Consider the following 16,654-nt stretch of genomic DNA (forward strand, 5'->3'; position numbering starts at 1 on the left):
CAGGGGCACCGGCTGGACAAACAGAGCAAGCGGGCTCCCGCGCAGCCGGTGCTGCGCAAGGTGCTGCTGGAGAACGGCGCGCTCAGCGCACTGATCGTCCTGATCGTGGCGCTGACCGTCATGTCGCCCGACTTCCTCAGCACCCAGAATCTGCTGAACGTCGGCGTGCAGGCCGCCGTCACCGCGATCCTCGCCTTCGGCGTCACCTTCGTCATCGTCTCGGGAGGCATCGACCTGTCGGTGGGTTCCGTCGCGGCGCTCTCGGCGATCGTTCTCGGCTGGACGGCCACCACCCAGGGGCTTCCGGCGTGGATGGCGGTGCTGCTCGCCATCGGTACGGGCCTGGCCTGCGGCCTCGTCAGCGGCGGCCTCATCGCCTACGGCAAGCTGCCGCCTTTCATCGCCACCCTGGCGATGCTCTCGATCGGCCGCGGACTCTCGCTCGTCCTGTCGGACGGCACCCCCATCGCGCTCCCCGCCTCCGTCGCGACCGTCGGTGAGACGATGGGCGGCTGGTTCCCGATGCCGCTGCTGGTGATGGTCGTCGCCGGCGGCATCACCTCGCTGGTCCTCTCCCGTACGTACAGCGGCCGTTCGATGTACGCCATCGGCGGCAACGAGGAGGCGGCACGCCTGTCGGGCATCAGGGTGCGCCGTCAGAAGCTGGTCGTCTACGGGCTCTCGGGAGCCTTGGCGGCCGTCGCCGGGATCGTGCTGGCCTCGCGGCTGGCCTCCGCGCAGCCGCAGGCGGCGATGGGGTACGAACTCGACGCGATCGCCGCCGTGGTGATCGGCGGGGCGAGTCTCGCGGGCGGTGTCGGAAAAGCCTCCGGCACTCTGATCGGCGCACTGATCCTGGCGGTTCTGCGCAACGGCCTCAACCTGCTCGACGTATCCGCTTTCTGGCAGCAAGTCGTCATCGGGGCAGTGATTGCTCTGGCCGTGCTGCTCGATACACTCCGTCGTCGCGCATGATCCCTGCGCATCGGGTGGGTTCGCCGTCACGCTCGACCCTCGCGCCACGGGGGGCTCACACGCCGTTCGTTTCATCTGCCCTCGACTGCTAGGAACGCAGCAATGAGCAAGAGAAAGAGCACATATGCCGTAGTGACCGCCGCGGCACTGATATGCACGGCCGCGACAGGGTGCGGCGGCGGCTCGGCCAAGACCGGGGACGAGGACGGCATCAAGCTCGGCCTCGCCCTGTCCACGCTCAACAACCCCTTCTTCGTGGAGATGAAGAAGGGCGCCGAGCAGGAGGCCAAGTCGCACGGCGCCGAACTGAGCATCCAGGACGCCCAGGACGACGCCTCCCAGCAGGCCAACCAGATCCAGAACTTCACCAGCCAGAACGTGAAGTCGATCATGATCAACCCGGTGGACTCGGACGCCGCCGCCCCCTCCGTCAAGGCCGCCACCAACGCCGGCATCCCGGTCGTCGCCGTCGACCGCACGGTCAACAAGGCCGAGATCGCGACGACCGTGGCCTCCGACAACGTCTCCGGCGGCAAGAAGGCGGCGCAGAGCCTGGCGGAACAGCTCGACGAGCAGGGCAGCATCATCGTGCTGCGCGGTCAGCCGGGCACCTCCGCCTCGCGTGAGCGCGGCAAGGGATTCATGTCCGAGATCAAGAAGTACCCGGACATCGAGGTAGTCGCGAAGCAGCCCGCCAACTTCGACCGGGCCAAGGGGCTCGACGTCGCCACCAACCTCCTCCAGTCCCACCCGGAGGCCACCGGCATCTTCGCCGAGAACGACGAGATGGCGCTGGGCGCCGTCAAGGCGCTGGGCAGCAAGGCCGGCAAGCAGGTCAAGGTCGTGGGCTTCGACGGCACGCCGGACGGGCTCAAGGCCGTCAAGAAGGGCACGATGAACACCACCATCGCCCAACAGCCCGTCGAGCTGGGCAAGATGGCGGTGCGCAACGCGATCCGCGAGGTCGAGGGCAACGACCCGGACAGCGAGATCAAGGTGCCTGTGGTGACGGTGAACAGCAAGAACGTCGACCGGTACTCCTGAGGCGCCCGCCCGTCCGCCCGGCGGCCCACCGGCCACGCGGCCGCAGCCGGGCGGGGGCAGGCAACTCCGTGAGCACGGAAGGCGGCGGCGGCCGCGCCGAGGGCCGGCCGCCGCCGCACCGCCCTCCCGCCCGACCCGCGGGAGGCAGGGCACGCAACGCAGCAGAAGGAGTCGGCCGGATGAAGAAGTCGGGAATCCTCAACCGTCACCTCGCGGGGGCCCTCGCCCTCCTCGGCCACACCGACCGGGTCGTGGTGTGCGACGCGGGACTGCCCATCCCGGACGGGCCGCACGGCCCCCACGTCGTCGACCTCGCGTTCCGCGCGGGTGTCCCGCGCTTCTCCGAGGTGCTCGCCGGTCTGCTCGACGAACTCGTGGTGGAGGGTGCCACCGCGGCGAGCGAGGTCAAGGACCGCAACCCGGAGACGGCCGCCGAACTCGAGGGCCTCTTCCCCGCCCTGGAGCTCGTCCCGCACGAGGAGTTGAAGGACCGCACGCGCGGGGCCCGGCTCATCGTGCGTACGGGCGAGGTCCGCCCGTACGCGAACGTGCTGCTGCACTGCGGGGTGGCGTTCTAGGGGCGTGCCGATCCAGCGGTGCTCCGGCCGGAGTTCCGGTGCCGGGAGGGCACCCGGCGCTCAGCCCTTGCGGGGCGGGGAGGCCGGGACGAGCCCGTCGGCGACGAGCCCCTCCAGGACGGCCTCTCCCACCGCACGCACAGCGGACTCCGGACGGACCATCACAGTAAGCTCCTTGATCCTCCCTTCCGGGCCGGACTGCAGCAGGTCGATGCCGTGCACCTGCCTGCCTCCCACGGTGGCCCGGAAGAGCAGCACAGCCGACGGGGCCTGGCTGCCGTCGGCGCACGTCTCCGCCGTGCCGTCCAGATGCCCGACGTAGCGCAGGTCCTCGAAGGTGCGCAGCAGGACACCGAAGAGGCCCAGCACTGTCTCCCTGCCCTCGAAGGGTGTGAACTTCACCGGGCTGTAGAGGCGCACGTCCTCGGTGAACAGGTTCTCCAGAGCGGTGAGATCACCGCTCTCGACAGCGGCGCGGAAGAGCCCGGCCGCGGTCGTCGACTCGTCGTTCATGAACTGCTCCCGGATGTCTGGCTTCCCGGTACTCGCCGGTGCTCACGGTGGCCACCGGTGCTCACCGCCCCGCCCGTGGTACTCAGAAAACTGAATAGTCACTTTCTTGAGTATCATGACGGAGGTCCGGCCCGACAGAGGCGGAACCGGAGAGACCGATGAGAGGGGGCGGCATCCCGATGGCTCTGCGTCACGCCGTGCTCGCGGCACTGCTCAACGAGGAGCTGAGCGGATACCGGCTGGCCAAGGCGTTCGACAAGGGCGTGGCGAACTTCTGGCACGCGCTGCCTCAGCAGCTCTACGCCGAACTGGCCGCGCTGGAGAAGGACGGGCTGGTCACAGGCCGCGAAGTCGTACAGGACACCCGTCCCAACAAGCGCCTCTTCCGGGTCACCGACGACGGCCTCGCCGAGATGGAGAAGTTCGCGGCGGCCACCGCCAAACCCTCCTTCATCCGTGACGACCTGCTGGTCAAGGTCCAGACCGCCGACCACGTCGAGACCGGGGCGCTCATCGCCCAGCTCACCGAACGGGCGGCGTTCGCCGAAGCCAAGATCGAGCTGTTCGAGGCCCTGCTGCGCGGCTTGCGCGGCGAGTGCTCCGAGGAGCAGTTCCTGCGCCACGGTGCGCGGATCGGGCCGTATCTGACCTGTCTTCGCGGCCTCGCCTTCGAGCGCGGGAACCGCGACTGGTGCGAACGCAGCGCCGAGGTCCTGCGGGAGAGGCGGGCGGCCCGTGCCCCGCGGTGAGTATGTGCGCTACGTCGCCCTGGGCGACAGCCAGACCGAAGGGCTGGGCGACAGCGGCGCGGGCCTGCCCGGCTGGGCCGGGCGGCTCGCCGAGCAGCTCGCGGAGACGAGTCCCGGACTCCTCTACGCCAACCTGGCCGTGCGCGGCCGTCTCGCCGGCCAGGTCCGCGCCGGACAGCTCGCTCCCGCCCTCGCGCTGCGCCCCGACCTGGCCACCGTCGTCGCCGGGGTCAACGACCTGCTGCGGCCCCGGTTCGACGCGGACGGGGTCGCCGGTCATCTGGAGGCGATGTTCGCGGCGCTCACCGCCCAGGGCGCACATGTGGCGACGCTGACCTTCCCCGACATGGCACGCACGATCCCGCTCGCCCGGCCCCTCGGCTCCCGCATACGCCTTCTCAACGACCGCATCCGCGACGCCGCACACCGCCACGGCGTCGCCGTCGCCGAGACCGCCCTGCACCCCGTGGCCGTCGATCCGCGCCTGTGGAGCCCGGACCGCCTCCACGCCGGCCCGGTCGGTCACGCACGCATCGCCGCGGCCGTCGCCCACGCGCTGCGCCTGCCCGGCAGCGACGAGAGCTGGACGCACCCGCTGCCTCCGGCCGAACCGGGCGTCCCCGCCGGGTTGCCGGGCGCCGGGGCGCTGAGCGCCGCCGCGAACGAGATGCGGTGGGCGGCGGCCTTTCTGGGGCCCTGGCTGGGAAGGCGCCTGCGCGGCCGCTCCTCCGGCGACGGCCGTACGGCCGCACGGCCGGAGCTCCTTCCCGTCCGTGCGCCCGGAGCGCCGTGACACTTCGAGGGGCCCGGCCTCCACGGCCGGGCCCCTCGTACCCCCTCGGCCTCCGGCTCCCCAAGGAGGCCCGAGTACTGGAGTAGACCCACGGCGCCGCCCAGCGGTTGCGCGAGTTGCGGAATTTCTCCTTCAGCCCCTCGGCTCCGGCTCCCGGCCCCCTTCCGGCAGTACGTGCCGCACGAACCGCCGGACCGTCTCGGCCAGCACCTCCGCGCCGTCCCTCGCCCACAGGCCGGGATTGAAGATCTCCACCTCGACGGGGCCCGAGTAGCCCGCCGCCTCCGTCGCCTCGCGGAACCCGCGCAGGTCGACCGAGCCGTCGCCGAGCTGGCCGCGTCCCAGCAGCACGCCCTCCGGCAGCGGGGTCACCCAGTCCGCGACCTGGAACGCGGCCAGCCTGCCGCCCCGGCCCGCCCGCGCGATCTGCGCCGGGGCCCGGTCGTCCCACCACACGTGGTAGGTGTCCACGACGACGCCGACCTCGGCGGCCGGGAAGCGCTCCGCCAGGTCGAGGGCCTGCGCGAGGGTGGAGACCACGCAGCGGTCGGAGGCGAACATCGGATGCAGCGGCTCGATTGCCAGCCGTACGCCCCTCTCCCTCGCGTACGGGGCCAGTTCGGCCAGGGCGTCCGCGACGCGTTCCCGCGCACCGTGCAGGTCGCGGCTGCCGGCGGGGAGGCCGCCGGAGACCAGTACGAGCGTGTCGGTGCCCAGGATCGCGGCCTCGTCGACGGCGGCGCGGTTGTCGTCCAGAGCACCGGCGCGCTCCCGCGGGCCGGTGGCCGTGAGGAACCCGCCCCGGCACAGGGAGGTCACCGTCAGGCCGGCGTCACGCATCAGCCGGGCGGTGGCCTCCGGACCGTGGTCCCGTACGGGGCCGCGCCACAGCCCGGCCCGGGTGACGCCCAGCTTGCCGCAGGCAGCGGCCAGTTCGGGGAGGGAGAGCTGTCTGACCGTCTCCTGGTTGACCGCGAAGCGGGCGGGCGCGGCGGTCACTCGTGCACCCCGTGGACGGCGAGGAGCTGCCGCATGCGCGACCGCGCCAGCGAGGGGTCCGGGAAGAGGCCCAGCCCGTCGGCCAGTTCGTAGGCGCGGGCCAGGTGCGGCAGCGGACGGGCCGAGTGCAGACCGCCGGGCATGGTGAAGTGCTCCTGGTGTCCGGCGAGCCAGGCGAGCAGTACCACGCCGGTCTTGTAGTAGCGGGTGGGCGGCTCGAAGAGGTGACGGGCGAGCGTCACGGTGGGATCGAGCGCCGCCCTGAACCCGGCGGTGTCCCCGGCATCGAGGCGGCGGACGGCGTCCGCGGCGAGCGGCGCGAGCGGGTCGAAGACGCCCAGCAGGGCGTCGCTGTGGCCGAGTCCGTCCCCGGCGATCAGTTCGGGGTAGTGGAAGTCGTCTCCCGTGTAGCAGCGCACTCCGTCCGGGAGGCGGCGGCGCAGGGCCACTTCACGCTCGGCGTCCAGCAGGGAGACCTTCACCCCGTCGACCTTGCCGGGGTTCTCGGCGATGATCCGCAGGAAGGTGCCGGTGGCGGCGTCGAGGTCGTGACTCCCCCAGTAACCCTCCAGCGCGGGGTCGAACATGGGCCCGAGCCAGTGCAGGACGACCGGCTCGGCGGCCTGGCGGAGCAGCTTCCCGTAGACCTCCAGATAGTCCTCGGGGCCCCGGGCCGTGGCGGCCAGGGCGCGTGAGGCCATGAGGATCACCTGGGCTCCGGCCTTCTCCACCACCTCGCACTGTTCCTCGTACGCGCCGCGCACCCTTGCCAGCCCGTGTACTCCGGGCGGTAGTTGATCGGTTCCCGCACCGCAGGCGACACGCCCTCCCACGGCCCGTGCCTCGGCGGCGGAGCGCCGGGACAGCTCGGCCGCCACGGACCAGTCCAGGCCCATTCCCCGCTGCGCGGTGTCCATGGCCTCGGCGACACACAGGCCGTGCGACCACAGGTGACGGCGGAAGGCGAGAGTGGCGTCCCAGTGGAGGACCGCCGGAGCACCGGCCTGCGCCGCCCTGAAGGGATCGGCGACGACGTGCGCCGCGGCGAAGACCGTGCGGGAGGCGGGCCGTTCACCGCCTGCGCCGGGGCCACGGCTCCCGCCGGCCGCGGCGCTGCCGGCAGCGTCCGGTGGCCTCACGACCGGGTCCGCGGGCTCGGTCCGCGGCTGGTACGCGCGCAACGTCCCGTTCTCGTCGGGCAGTCGGATCACTGAGCTTCTCCCTGGCACGTCAGAGGGACAGTTCCGGAACGGACAGACGCCGGCCCTCGGCCGAGGACCGCAGGCCGAGTTCGGCGAGCTGCACGCCGCGCGCACCCGCCAGCAGGTCCGATTCCCAGGGCGTGCCGAGGACAACGTGCCGCAGGAAGTGCTCCCACTGCGCCTTGAAGCCGTTGTCGAACTCCCCGTTGTCCGGCACCTCCTGCCACTGCTCGCGGAACCGCTCCGTGGCCGGCAGATCCGGGTTCCACACGGGTTTGGGCGTGCCCGACCGGTGCTGTGCGCGGCAGCGGCGCAGCCCGGCGACGGCCGAGCCCTCGGTGCCGTCGACCTGGAACTCGACGAGTTCGTCGCGGTTGACGCGCACCGCCCAGGAGGAGTTGATCTGCGCGATGACGCCGCCGTCCAGCTCGAAGATGCCGTACGCGGAGTCGTCGGCCGTGGCGTCGTACCCGCGCCCCTGCTCGTCCCAGCGGCGCGGAACGTGCGTGGTGGCCCGCGCCGTCACGGACGTGACCCTGCCGAACAGCCCGTGCAGCACGTACTCCCAGTGCGGGAACATGTCGACGACGATGCCGCCGCCGTCCTCCGCACGGTAGTTCCAGGACGGCCGCTGCGCCTCCTGCCAGTCGCCCTCGAAGACCCAGTAGCCGAACTCGCCGCGCACGGACAGGATGCGCCCGAAGAAGCCGCCGTCGACGAGGCGCTTGAGCTTGAGCAGCCCCGGCAGGAAAAGCTTGTCCTGCACCACTCCGTGCTTGACACCCGCCGCGTGCGCGAGCCGTGCGAGGTCCAGGGCCCCGTCGAGCCCGGTGGCGGTGGGCTTCTCGGTGTAGATGTGCTTGCCGGCGCCGATCGCCTTGCGCAGTGCGCCCTCCCGGGCGCTGGTGACCTGCGAGTCGAAGTAGACCTCGATGCCCTCGTCCGTCAGTACGGCGTCCAGGTCGGTGCTCCACTCGTCGAGCCCGTGCCGCAGGGCGATCTCCTTCAAGGCGTGGTCGCGGCGGCCGACGAGCACGGGTTCGGGCCACAGCACACTGCCGTCGCCGAGGCCGATGCCGCCCTGCTCACGGATGGCGAGGATCGAGCGGACGAGGTGCTGGCGGTGGCCCATGCGTCCGGTCACACCGTTCATGGCGATGCGCACGGTTCTGCGTGTCACGTGGATCGTCTCCTTCGGGGTCCGCTCCTGGGAGGGCAAGATGGACAGCAAGCGCTTTCATTCAAGGATGGCCGAGCGCACTTCTCCCCGGGTCCGCGAGGCCCCGCCCGAGGGCCCGCACACAACGGTGACCGTAATGGGCCGCGCCGGGCGGCGGCCCGGCTCAACTCCGCAGCTCCCGTCGCAGTTCGACGGCGGTCAGGGCCAGCGCGAGCGGTCCGGGCAGCAGAAGGAGCACGGGCGGCAGAGCCCAGGCGCACACGGCCGCCGTGCACAGCGCGAGCACCACCATGCCGCTGCCCGGGAGGTCCGCCGCGGTGCGGCCGGCGCCCGCCCGCACCGCGGCACGCCAGCTGCCCGGCAGGCCGCCCGACAGGCCGCCCGTCACGTCGTGCTCGGCCTCGGGCGACGCGGCCGCACGCAGCCCGACGACCGCGGCCGCGCCCGCCACCACCGCCAGCACCAGGGCGAAGGGCACGGCCCCCGGCAGGCCCGCGGTCGCGAGCCCGGCGTCGGCTGCCACCAGGGCGGCGAATCCGAGCACGCACGCCCCGGCCGTCCACTCGCCGCGCCGCGCCACGCGTGTGCGCAGTGCGGCGAAGTAGCGTCCGGCCGTGCACGGTTCGGCGAAGAGCAACCGGCGTCTGAGCAGCGTGCACGCGGTGGCCAGCGCGGCCGGAAACGTGACCAGCGGCAGCGAGGCGGCCCAGACCGCGAGGCCGACCGCGAGGACGTCGGCGAAGAGTTCGAAGCGCGCCCCGAACAGGTCGCCGCGGTCCTCTCCGGCTGTCCGCGAAGTGCTCATCCTGGTCAGCCTTTCAGCCCGGAGTTGGCCATTCCCTCGACCAGCAGCCGCTGGAAGGCCAGGAAGAACAGCACGATGGGCAGCAGCGCGAACACCGACATCGCGAACATCGGCCCGTAGGCGGACTGGCTGGAGGTGTCGACGAAGGTGCGCAGCGCCAGTGTGAGTGTGTACTTCTCCGGCTCGAAGAGATAGATCAACTGGGTGAAGAAGTCGTTCCACGTCCAGATGAAGGTGAATATCGCGGTGGTGATCAGCGCGGGCCTGGTCAGCGGAAGGACCACGCGCGCGAATATGCGGAACGGTCCGCAGCCGTCGATCTTCGCCGCCTCGTCCAGCTCGCGCGGCAGCCCCCGCATGAACTGCACGATGAGGAAGACGAAGAAGGCGTCGGTGGCCAGGAATTTCGGCAGCACCATCGGCCAGAAGGTGTTCACCATGCCCAGTTGGTTGAAGACGATGTACTGCGGGATCAGCACGGCGTGGTGCGGCAGCATGATCGTGGCGATCATGAAGGCGAACAGCGGCCCGCGCATGGTGAACCGCAGCCGCGCGAAGGCGTACGCGGCAAGCGAGCAGCTGAGCACATTGCCCAGAACGGCACCGAGCGAGATCGTCAGCGAGTTGCCGAACAGCTGGAGCAGCGTGACGCCTTCGATGCCTTCGGCCGCGGTGCCGTAGTTCTCGGTGGCCAGCCGGGAGGGAAGCAGCGTGAGGCTGGCGAGGACTTCGTCCGCCGGCTTGAACGACGTCGCGACCAGCCAGGCCAACGGGTAGAGCAGCACGAGCAGCACAGCAAGTGCACCCCCGTGGAGGGCGACGCGGCGCCGGCCGGTCCCCCGGCGCGGCGTGCGGACGGCGGTGACGGACATCAGGCGGCCTCCTCGTTCGCGTAGAAGACCCAGGAGCGGGAGGTGCGGAACAGCACCGCGGTGACGATGCCGATGGCGACCAGCAGCACCCATGCCATCGCCGAGGCGTAGCCCATGTGCGAAGCGGTGAAGCCCCGGTCGTAGAGATAGAGCGTGTAGAACAGCGTGGAGTCCGCGGGCCCGCCCCGGCCGCCGCTGACCGCGAAGGCGGGAGTGAAGACCTGGAACGCCTGGATGGTCTGGAGCACCAGGTTGAAGAACAGCACGGGAGAGAGCATCGGCAGTGTGATCGAGGCGAACTGCCGCCACGGGCCCGCGCCGTCCACGGCCGCGGCCTCGTACAGCTCACGCGGGATCTGCTGGAGCCCGGCCAGGAAGATGACCATCGGCGCCCCGAACTGCCACACGGTCAGCAGCGCCACGCTCAGCAGCGCCCAGCCGGGCCGGTTGACCCAGCCGCCGATGTGGATGCCGAGACCGGACAGCAGATTGTCCACGGTCCCGCCGTCGTTGAAAATCGCCCGCCAGACCAGCGCGACGCTCATGGACGCACCGAGCAGCGAAGGGGCGTAGAAGGCGGAACGGTAGAAGTTCCTGCCGCGCCTCATCGACCTCAGGGCGACGGCCACGGCCAGTGCCAGGGCGAGTTGCAGCGGCACGGCGACAAGCACGTACAGCAGGGTGTTGCCGACCGAGCGGAGCAGCCGCGGGTCCTCGGTGAACATCTGCGCGTAGTTGCGCAGACCGATCCAGGAGGGCGGATCGAAGAGGTTGTAGTCGGTGAACGAGAGGTAGAGCGAGACCGCCATCGGAAGCAGGGTGAGCACGGCCGCACCCAGCACCCACGGCGAGAGGAACACCCAGGCGGCGCCCTGGCGTTCGCGCCTGGGCGGGCGGCCGGACCGTCGCCGGCGCGTGCCCGGTGCGCCGCTGCCCGTGCGGGCCGCGGCCTGCCGGGCCCTTACGGGCGCGGTCGCCGTCGGGGAAGGTGCCTGCTGTGTACGGGAAGTCCCCGGGAACGCCATCAGGGCCTCAGCTCCGCCCGTGCCTCGGTGATGAAGTCCTCCGCGGCCTCACGTGGCGTGAGCTTCTCGAAGGAGACCTGGTCGTAGTCGCGCTGGAAGGTCGACTGCAGCCCGTTGTCACCGCGTGGAGGAGCGGTCGGCGGCTCCTCCAGCTTGCCCTGCAACGAGGTCTGCAGCCGGGCCACTTGCTTCTGGAAGCCGGTGACCGTGGAGAGCACCCGGCGGCGCTGTGTGCTGTTGACCGGGGTGCCGCGGTCGACGCCGAGGATGTCGGCGGCCTTGTCGGAGTTCAGCAGGAAGTCGATGAACGACGCGGCCTCACGGGGGTGTTCGCTGCTGGCGGCGATGCCGAGCAGCATCGACGGCTTGTAGTACTGACCGAACGTGCCGTCCTCACCCGTGGGGGTGGGAGCGATGGCGAGCCGGTCCCCGTACATCGCCTCGTAACCGGCGGAGGGCGCGTCCCAGTTGAACTCCGCGATCGACCTCTTGCGTCCCATCGGAGCGTCCTCCACCGACCCGGACATCTGGGTGGTGTCCGTGGCCGGACTGACCAGCCCCTCCTTCCGCAGCGCCGAGGTGAAGGACCACCAGCGAGCCAGGTCGCCCGCGGTGAAGGCGATCTGCCCGTCGTCGGTGTAGAGCTTCTTGCCCTGTCCGCGCAGCCAGATCTCGAACTGGTCCTCGGCTGCGCCGGGATCGGTCATCACGTACGAGCCGCGGTCCTCCTTCACCTTGCGCAGCGCCCGCACCCAGTCCTGCCAACTCCAGCCGGGCTGCGGTGTCTTCACCCCGGCATCACGCCATGCCTCCTTGTCGTAGGCGACCGTCTGGGTGCCGACACCCATCGGCAGGGCGTACTGCACGCCGCCGACCTGCCCGGTCTGCAGCAGGTCCGGGTCCATCCTGTCGGTGGAGAGGGCGGCGCGCTGCCGGCCCAGGTCGAGCATCACGTCGGAACCCGCGTACTGGCTGATCTGCCGGTAGTCGAGCTGGATGAGGTCGGGCACGTCACCGCCCGCCGCCTGGGTGGCGAGCTTCTGCTTGTACGCGTCGTAGGTGGAGTAGGAGGTGCGGATGTCGATGCCGGGATGCGATCTTTCGAAGGCGGCCACGGCCTTCTCGGTGCGCTCGGCCCGGTCGGCGTTGCCCCACCAGGTGAAGCGGAGGGTGACCTTGCCGTCGGCGGCTGCCGGGGCTCCGCCGCCGCAGCCGGCGAGCGTCGCGCACAGGGCGATCGCCACGGCTGCCGCGCAGGACGCCCTCGTCCTGGGTCCGGGCATGCGATGAACCTTTCCGGTGCGTGCGGTGCGGGTCGGGGCGGTGCGAGTCGGTGCGGTGCGGGACTGCGGTCGGGTCGGCGCGGTGGGTGCTATTCGCCGTGGTAGGGCAGCGTGGTGCCGGGCAGTTCGTACTCGTCCCTGCGTCCGCACATCCCGTAGCCGCGGCGCCGCGTGGGCTGGGCCGAGTGGGCGCGGGCACCGGAGAGGTGGGCCGCGTCACCGTCGGCGAGCGCGTCGAGGTGGCTGCCGGTGCGTTCGGCCGCGGCCAGCGCACCCTCCCGCCAACGCGGGCGCCAGGCAGCCACCTTGGGGGCGACAAGGCGTGCGGCGGCCCGGTGGAACGCGTGCAGGGGCCCGGTGTCGCCGGCCTTCAGCGCCGCTTCGATGACCAGATAGCCCTCGACGGCCAGATCGCGCCGCTCGCGTGCCGCGCGGCCGGCTTCCGCGCCCTCCTTGGCGGGCAGCGCCGCAGCGGCGGCGTACGCCCCGGGGTCGGCCAGCACCTCCGGCGGAAACGTGAACACCGCGTCGCCGGCCTCCGGCAGCCCGCTGTTCTGCATCAGCACGGTCACCCGCAGGCCCGCGCCGTCCACCATCCGGTGCACGGTTCCCGGTGTGAACCAGGCGATCACGCCCGGCTCCAGCGGCGTCTCGTTGAAGCCGCCCTCGGGGGTCAGCGTCCGGACGGCGCCCTCGCCCGCGGTGACGACGTACGCCTCGGTGCAGGCCAGGTGGATGTGGGGACTGCCGCCGCACACCCCGTCGGCGGCCTCCCAGTCGTAGGCGGTGATGTGCGACAGGCCGATCCCGCCCGGCAGTGGCGCGTCCAGCACGTGCGGTCTCCTTCGACTCGGTGTACGTGGTTCGGTGTCCGTGATCCGGTGTTTCGTGATCCGGTGTCCCTGGTTCGGTGCTCGGTGCTCGGTGTTCGGGTCGGGGCCCGGGCCGCCGCCCCGGGGCCGCTCACCAGGGGATCGACTCCAGCTGCCCGGCGATGGCGTCCGCGTCCCGGGCACCGTCCGCCACGAGCATCCGGTAGCCGTAGGTGAAGGAGCCGCCGGGCGGCAGGGCGAACTCCTCGAAGAAGGCCCAGGAGAAGGCGACGGTGGGAACGGGCTCGGAGCGCACGAACCAGTGCGAGGCGTGCACGGACTCCTCGTTGCCGGGTGCGTGCGCGAAGACGAGGGTCGAGTACCCGTCCCTGCCGTCGTGTTCGCCCACGAAACCGATCCAGGGGTGCTTCGCGGCCGGCTGCCCCATCATCTCCCCGTCGGTGCTCGGCCCGGCCGGGGTGAGCACCCTGCCCCCGGTGAAGTCGCGCGGGCCCCGCCACTGGAGGCCGGTGTAGCCGGCCATCTCACGGCCGTGCGTGGTCGGCGAGCCGAACTCCAGCGGGCGGTCGCGGATGTTGGTGAGCTCGATGCGCCAGTCGATCGCGTACGTGCCGCTGCCCGCGTCCGCCGAGTGGAGAGCCACACCGCGCCGCTCGTGCGCCCACTCCTCGCCGCCGTTCTCGACCCAGGTGAGCAGTTCGGTGAAGTCGAGTCTGTCGTCGGCCACTTCGAAGGTGTCGAAGCCGTCGTGCCGCATGGAGCCGACGAGTTCGTGGCGCGGCTGGTAACCCTCGCCGCGGACGTAGGAGTTGCCGCCCCAGAAGTTCTGGCCCGACAGGTGGCTGGCGGTCATCTGGAGGCCCTTGTGCCAGCGGTGGTCGTTGGGCCGGTATCCGGTGACCGTGGCTCCGGCGAGGGTGCGCAGCGGATGCGCGTACGGCTTGCGCGACTCGAAGGCCACGGGGTCGGGGGCGTAGACGTAGCGCATCACTTCGGTGCCGTTCACGGTGACGCCGATGCGCTCGCCGTGGACGTGATCGACGGTGACGGGCAGGTGACCTCGGGGGTCGGGGGCGTTCATGACTGCGTCAGTGCTCCTTCGGTGCCCAGTCGGGGTGATCGCCGTGCATGGTGCGGTAGAAGGGGTCCTGCGGTGTGATTTCTCCCCGGTGTACGGGTGCCGCCGTGAAGGCCGACTTGTAGAGGGCGGCGAGGAATTCGAGGGTGTCGCGGGCGTCCCGGCCGCTGCCCGGGGGGCGTTGGCCCTTCTCCATGGCGTCGAGGAAGCCGCTGAGCTGGGCGGCGTGCGAACTGGGGACGTCGGCCGCGGGAGTGCGCCAGTGCGATGTGCGCTCCGGCTGCCGGCGAGCGTGCGGCGCGGGGGTGTAGGCCCAGTCGTCGTTGCCGTACCCGTAGAGATGCGTCAACTCCACTGTGGCGTCGGCGCAGTCGATGCGTATGCGGCTGACCTCGTCAGGGCTGAGCACGCTGTTGACGACGGTGGCCATGGCACCGTTCTCGAAGCGTACGAGGGCTGTGGAGACGTCCTCGCTCTGCACGTCGTGCACGAGCCGGCCGGCCATGGCGCGTATCTCGCTCCACTCCCCCAGGAGATGCAGCAGCAGATCCATCTGGTGGATGCCGTGGCCCATGGTGGGCCCCCCGCCCTCGGTGGACCAACGGCCGCGCCACGGAACGGAGTAGTACCCGGCGTCACGGTGCCAGGTGGTCTGGCAGTGGGCGACCAGGGGCGTCCCCAGGTCCCCGGCCCGCAGCAGTTCGCGGGCGTGTGCGGCCCCGGAGCCGTAGCGGTGCTGGAAGACGGCGGAGGCGTAGGGGCCCTCGTCGCCCTCCTCCGCGGCGATGGCGTCGCACTCGGCGAGCGAGAGGCACAGCGGCTTCTCGCACAGCACCCACGCTCCGGCACGCAGGGCGGCGACGGTCTGTTCGGCGTGGAGGGCGGGCGGCGTCCCGATCAGGACCAGGTCGGGTTCCTCGGCCGCGAGCATCTCGGCCACTCCGGGGTATCCGCTCACGCCCTCCCCGGCCTGGGCGAGGAACCCGGCGAGCCGGCTCTCGTCGACGTCGACCGCGGCGGTCAGACGTACGCGGCCCGACTGGGCACGCAGCGCGGGCAGGTGGCTTCCGGTGACGATGCCGCCGGTACCGACAACGGCGACGCGTGGGGGAACTGACTCGTCCGGCATACAGCAGTGGCTCCTTCGAAAGACAGAAAGCGCTTGCTGTCGAAGGACAGTAAGGGTGCTTGATAAGACAGGACAAGACCCCGTGCACGACGGGACCGGAACGCACGGCCGTGAACCGGCCGGGGAGCCGGTTGCGGTCACAGGAGGACACGCGGAGTGAGAACATGGGCGCGCCGGCCGCCGACGAACCCGACTGTGCCGTGTGCGCTGCACTGATGCACTTTCGCGTCAACCGCGCCGCCACGTCACCGCACCAGTGCGCGACCGTCCGGTGAGGGCGCTGCCCGAGGTAGTTACGTGGACTGTGGAAATCGGAGGACTGGATGGCAGTGACTCTGGCCGATGTGGCGACGCGAGCAGGGGTCTCGGCGGCGACCGTCTCGCGCGTGCTGAGCGGCAACTACCCCGTCGCGGGCGCCACCCGCACACGGGTCATGCGCGCGGTCGAGGAGCTCCAGTACGTCGTCAACGGCCCGGCCAGCGCTCTGGCCGCCGCCACCTCCGACCTCGTCGGTGTCCTCGTCAACGACATCGCCGACCCCTTCTTCGGCATCATCGCCGGCGCCGTGCAGAGCGAGATGGGCGAGAGCGGCCCGGGGACGTCCGGCCAGAAGCTCGCCGTCGTCTGCAACACCGGCGGCTCCCCGGAGAGTGAACTGACCTACCTCACGCACCTGCAGCGCCAGCGCGCGGCGGCCGTGGTGCTGACGGGCGGTGCCGTCGAGGACGAGAAGCACAGTGCGGCCCTGGCCACGCGGCTGCGCCGTCTCGCGGCCGGCGGCACCCGCATCGTGCTGTGCGGCCGTCCGCCGCTCGGCCCGGAGGAGGCGCGGCAGGCAGCCCCTCCGGAGGGGACACCTCCGGAGGCAGCCCCTCGGGAGGGGACAACTCGGGAGGGGAGACCGGAAGACCCCGCGTCCGGCGGGCAGGCCGCGTCCGGCGGCCACGGCATCGTCACCGTCGCCTTCGACAACCGCGGCGGCAGCCGGCGTCTCACGGAGCATCTGCTGGCCCTGGGCCACCGCCGCATCGGCTACGTGGCGGGCCCCGCCGACCGCACCACCACCCGTGACCGCCTGGAGGGCCACCGCCTCGCGCTGCTGGAGCGGGCGCCCGGGCTGCTGGAGGACGCCGACCGCTTCACCGTCCACGGCGGCGCCTACGACCGCTCCTCGGGCTACGACGGCGCCCTCGAACTGCTGCGCCGCGTCCCCGACCTGACCGCCGTCCTCGCGGCCAACGACACCGTCGCCCTGGGCATCTGCGCCGCGCTGCGCGACCAGGGGCTGCGCATACCCGAGGACATATCCGTGGCGGGCTTCGACGACCTGCCGTTCAGCGCCGACGCCTCCCCCGCGCTCACCACGGTCCGCATCCCGCTGCACGCCGCGGGTGCGCGGGCGGGACGGCTCGCGCTCGGCCGGGAGACGCCTCCTCCCGGCGGCGTCGCCACCGTACGCTCCGAACTCATGGCCCGCGCCTCGACGGCGCCGCCCGCCGCCTCACCGCGCGGCTGAGGCTCCGGCTCCCGGCACCGCCCCCGCTCGCCCGCCCGCACTCTGCGGTGTGCGCCGCCGGCTCCACGGGGGTGCGCTG

The 16,654-nt window shown here is 71.6% G+C and carries 15 protein-coding genes and 1 pseudogene; 5 read left to right on the plus strand and 11 right to left on the minus strand.

Features of this window, described 5'->3' with window-relative positions; genetic code table 11:
* Nucleotides 1-12 precede the first annotated feature (12 nt).
* Nucleotides 13-2,019: pseudogene (locus H343_RS35935) on the plus strand (ABC transporter permease/substrate-binding protein).
* 179 nt (nucleotides 2,020-2,198) lie between these two features.
* On the plus strand, nucleotides 2,199-2,597 hold the full coding sequence (rbsD, locus tag H343_RS0115580; RefSeq protein WP_028431914.1) for a D-ribose pyranase: 399 nt from the start codon (nucleotides 2,199-2,201) through the stop codon (nucleotides 2,595-2,597).
* A gap of 60 nt (nucleotides 2,598-2,657) precedes the next feature.
* On the opposite strand, the gene H343_RS0115585 is transcribed toward rbsD, so the two are convergent.
* The gene (locus H343_RS0115585) at nucleotides 2,658-3,110 is read right to left on the minus strand and encodes a nuclear transport factor 2 family protein (RefSeq protein WP_028431915.1); all 453 of its coding nucleotides are present in this window, start codon (nucleotides 3,108-3,110) and stop codon (nucleotides 2,658-2,660) included.
* Between the two features lie 179 nt (nucleotides 3,111-3,289).
* Between H343_RS0115585 and H343_RS0115590 the strand changes: the two genes are divergently transcribed.
* Both H343_RS0115590 and H343_RS0115595 read left to right on the plus strand, forming a co-directional pair.
* Nucleotides 3,290-3,859 carry a PadR family transcriptional regulator gene (locus H343_RS0115590; protein ID WP_037903863.1) on the plus strand — a complete coding sequence of 190 codons (570 nt, stop codon included), beginning with the start codon at nucleotides 3,290-3,292 and terminating at the stop codon, nucleotides 3,857-3,859.
* Nucleotides 3,846-4,652, plus strand: a complete 807-nt coding sequence (locus H343_RS0115595; protein WP_028431917.1) for an SGNH/GDSL hydrolase family protein — start codon at nucleotides 3,846-3,848, stop codon at nucleotides 4,650-4,652. Before H343_RS0115590 ends, H343_RS0115595 begins: the two co-directional genes overlap by 14 nt.
* A gap of 132 nt (nucleotides 4,653-4,784) precedes the next feature.
* On the opposite strand, the gene H343_RS0115600 is transcribed toward H343_RS0115595, so the two are convergent.
* The 10 genes from H343_RS0115600 to H343_RS0115645 form a co-directional block, all read right to left on the minus strand.
* Entirely contained in the window at nucleotides 4,785-5,651 is an 867-nt protein-coding gene (locus H343_RS0115600; protein WP_028431918.1) for a sugar phosphate isomerase/epimerase family protein, read from the minus strand.
* Nucleotides 5,648-6,862 (minus strand): dihydrodipicolinate synthase family protein, encoded by a 1,215-nt coding sequence (locus H343_RS0115605; RefSeq protein ID WP_486586913.1) that lies wholly within the window; start codon nucleotides 6,860-6,862, stop codon nucleotides 5,648-5,650. Before H343_RS0115605 ends, H343_RS0115600 begins: the two co-directional genes overlap by 4 nt.
* Before the next feature lie 19 nt (nucleotides 6,863-6,881).
* A complete protein-coding gene (locus tag H343_RS0115610) occupies nucleotides 6,882-8,033 on the minus strand; it encodes a Gfo/Idh/MocA family protein (RefSeq protein ID WP_028431920.1) in 1,152 nt (383 codons plus the stop codon).
* Nucleotides 8,034-8,196: 163 nt separating this feature from the next.
* Nucleotides 8,197-8,838 (minus strand): hypothetical protein, encoded by a 642-nt coding sequence (locus tag H343_RS0115615; protein ID WP_028431921.1) that lies wholly within the window; start codon nucleotides 8,836-8,838, stop codon nucleotides 8,197-8,199.
* 5 nt (nucleotides 8,839-8,843) lie between these two features.
* Nucleotides 8,844-9,710, minus strand: a complete 867-nt coding sequence (locus tag H343_RS0115620) for a carbohydrate ABC transporter permease (RefSeq protein ID WP_028431922.1) — start codon at nucleotides 9,708-9,710, stop codon at nucleotides 8,844-8,846.
* The gene (locus H343_RS30860; protein WP_051265310.1) at nucleotides 9,710-10,735 is read right to left on the minus strand and encodes a carbohydrate ABC transporter permease; all 1,026 of its coding nucleotides are present in this window, start codon (nucleotides 10,733-10,735) and stop codon (nucleotides 9,710-9,712) included. The genes H343_RS0115620 and H343_RS30860 overlap by 1 nt, the downstream gene beginning before the upstream one ends.
* Entirely contained in the window at nucleotides 10,735-12,018 is a 1,284-nt protein-coding gene (locus H343_RS0115630; protein WP_028431923.1) for an extracellular solute-binding protein, read from the minus strand. The genes H343_RS30860 and H343_RS0115630 overlap by 1 nt, the downstream gene beginning before the upstream one ends.
* 89 nt (nucleotides 12,019-12,107) lie before the next feature.
* A complete protein-coding gene (locus H343_RS0115635) occupies nucleotides 12,108-12,851 on the minus strand; it encodes a hypothetical protein (protein WP_028431924.1) in 744 nt (247 codons plus the stop codon).
* A gap of 130 nt (nucleotides 12,852-12,981) precedes the next feature.
* Nucleotides 12,982-13,905 (minus strand): DUF6807 domain-containing protein, encoded by a 924-nt coding sequence (locus H343_RS0115640; RefSeq protein ID WP_028431925.1) that lies wholly within the window; start codon nucleotides 13,903-13,905, stop codon nucleotides 12,982-12,984.
* Nucleotides 13,906-13,939: 34 nt separating this feature from the next.
* Nucleotides 13,940-15,058, minus strand: a complete 1,119-nt coding sequence (locus tag H343_RS0115645) for a Gfo/Idh/MocA family protein (protein WP_028431926.1) — start codon at nucleotides 15,056-15,058, stop codon at nucleotides 13,940-13,942.
* A 323-nt stretch (nucleotides 15,059-15,381) separates the two neighbouring features.
* Between H343_RS0115645 and H343_RS0115650 the strand changes: the two genes are divergently transcribed.
* Nucleotides 15,382-16,575, plus strand: coding sequence for a LacI family DNA-binding transcriptional regulator (locus H343_RS0115650; RefSeq protein ID WP_028431927.1), 1,194 nt, complete (start codon nucleotides 15,382-15,384; stop codon nucleotides 16,573-16,575).
* The last annotated feature ends 79 nt before the right edge of the window (nucleotides 16,576-16,654 follow it).

This window comes from Streptomyces sp. TAA204 (genome assembly GCF_000424965.1).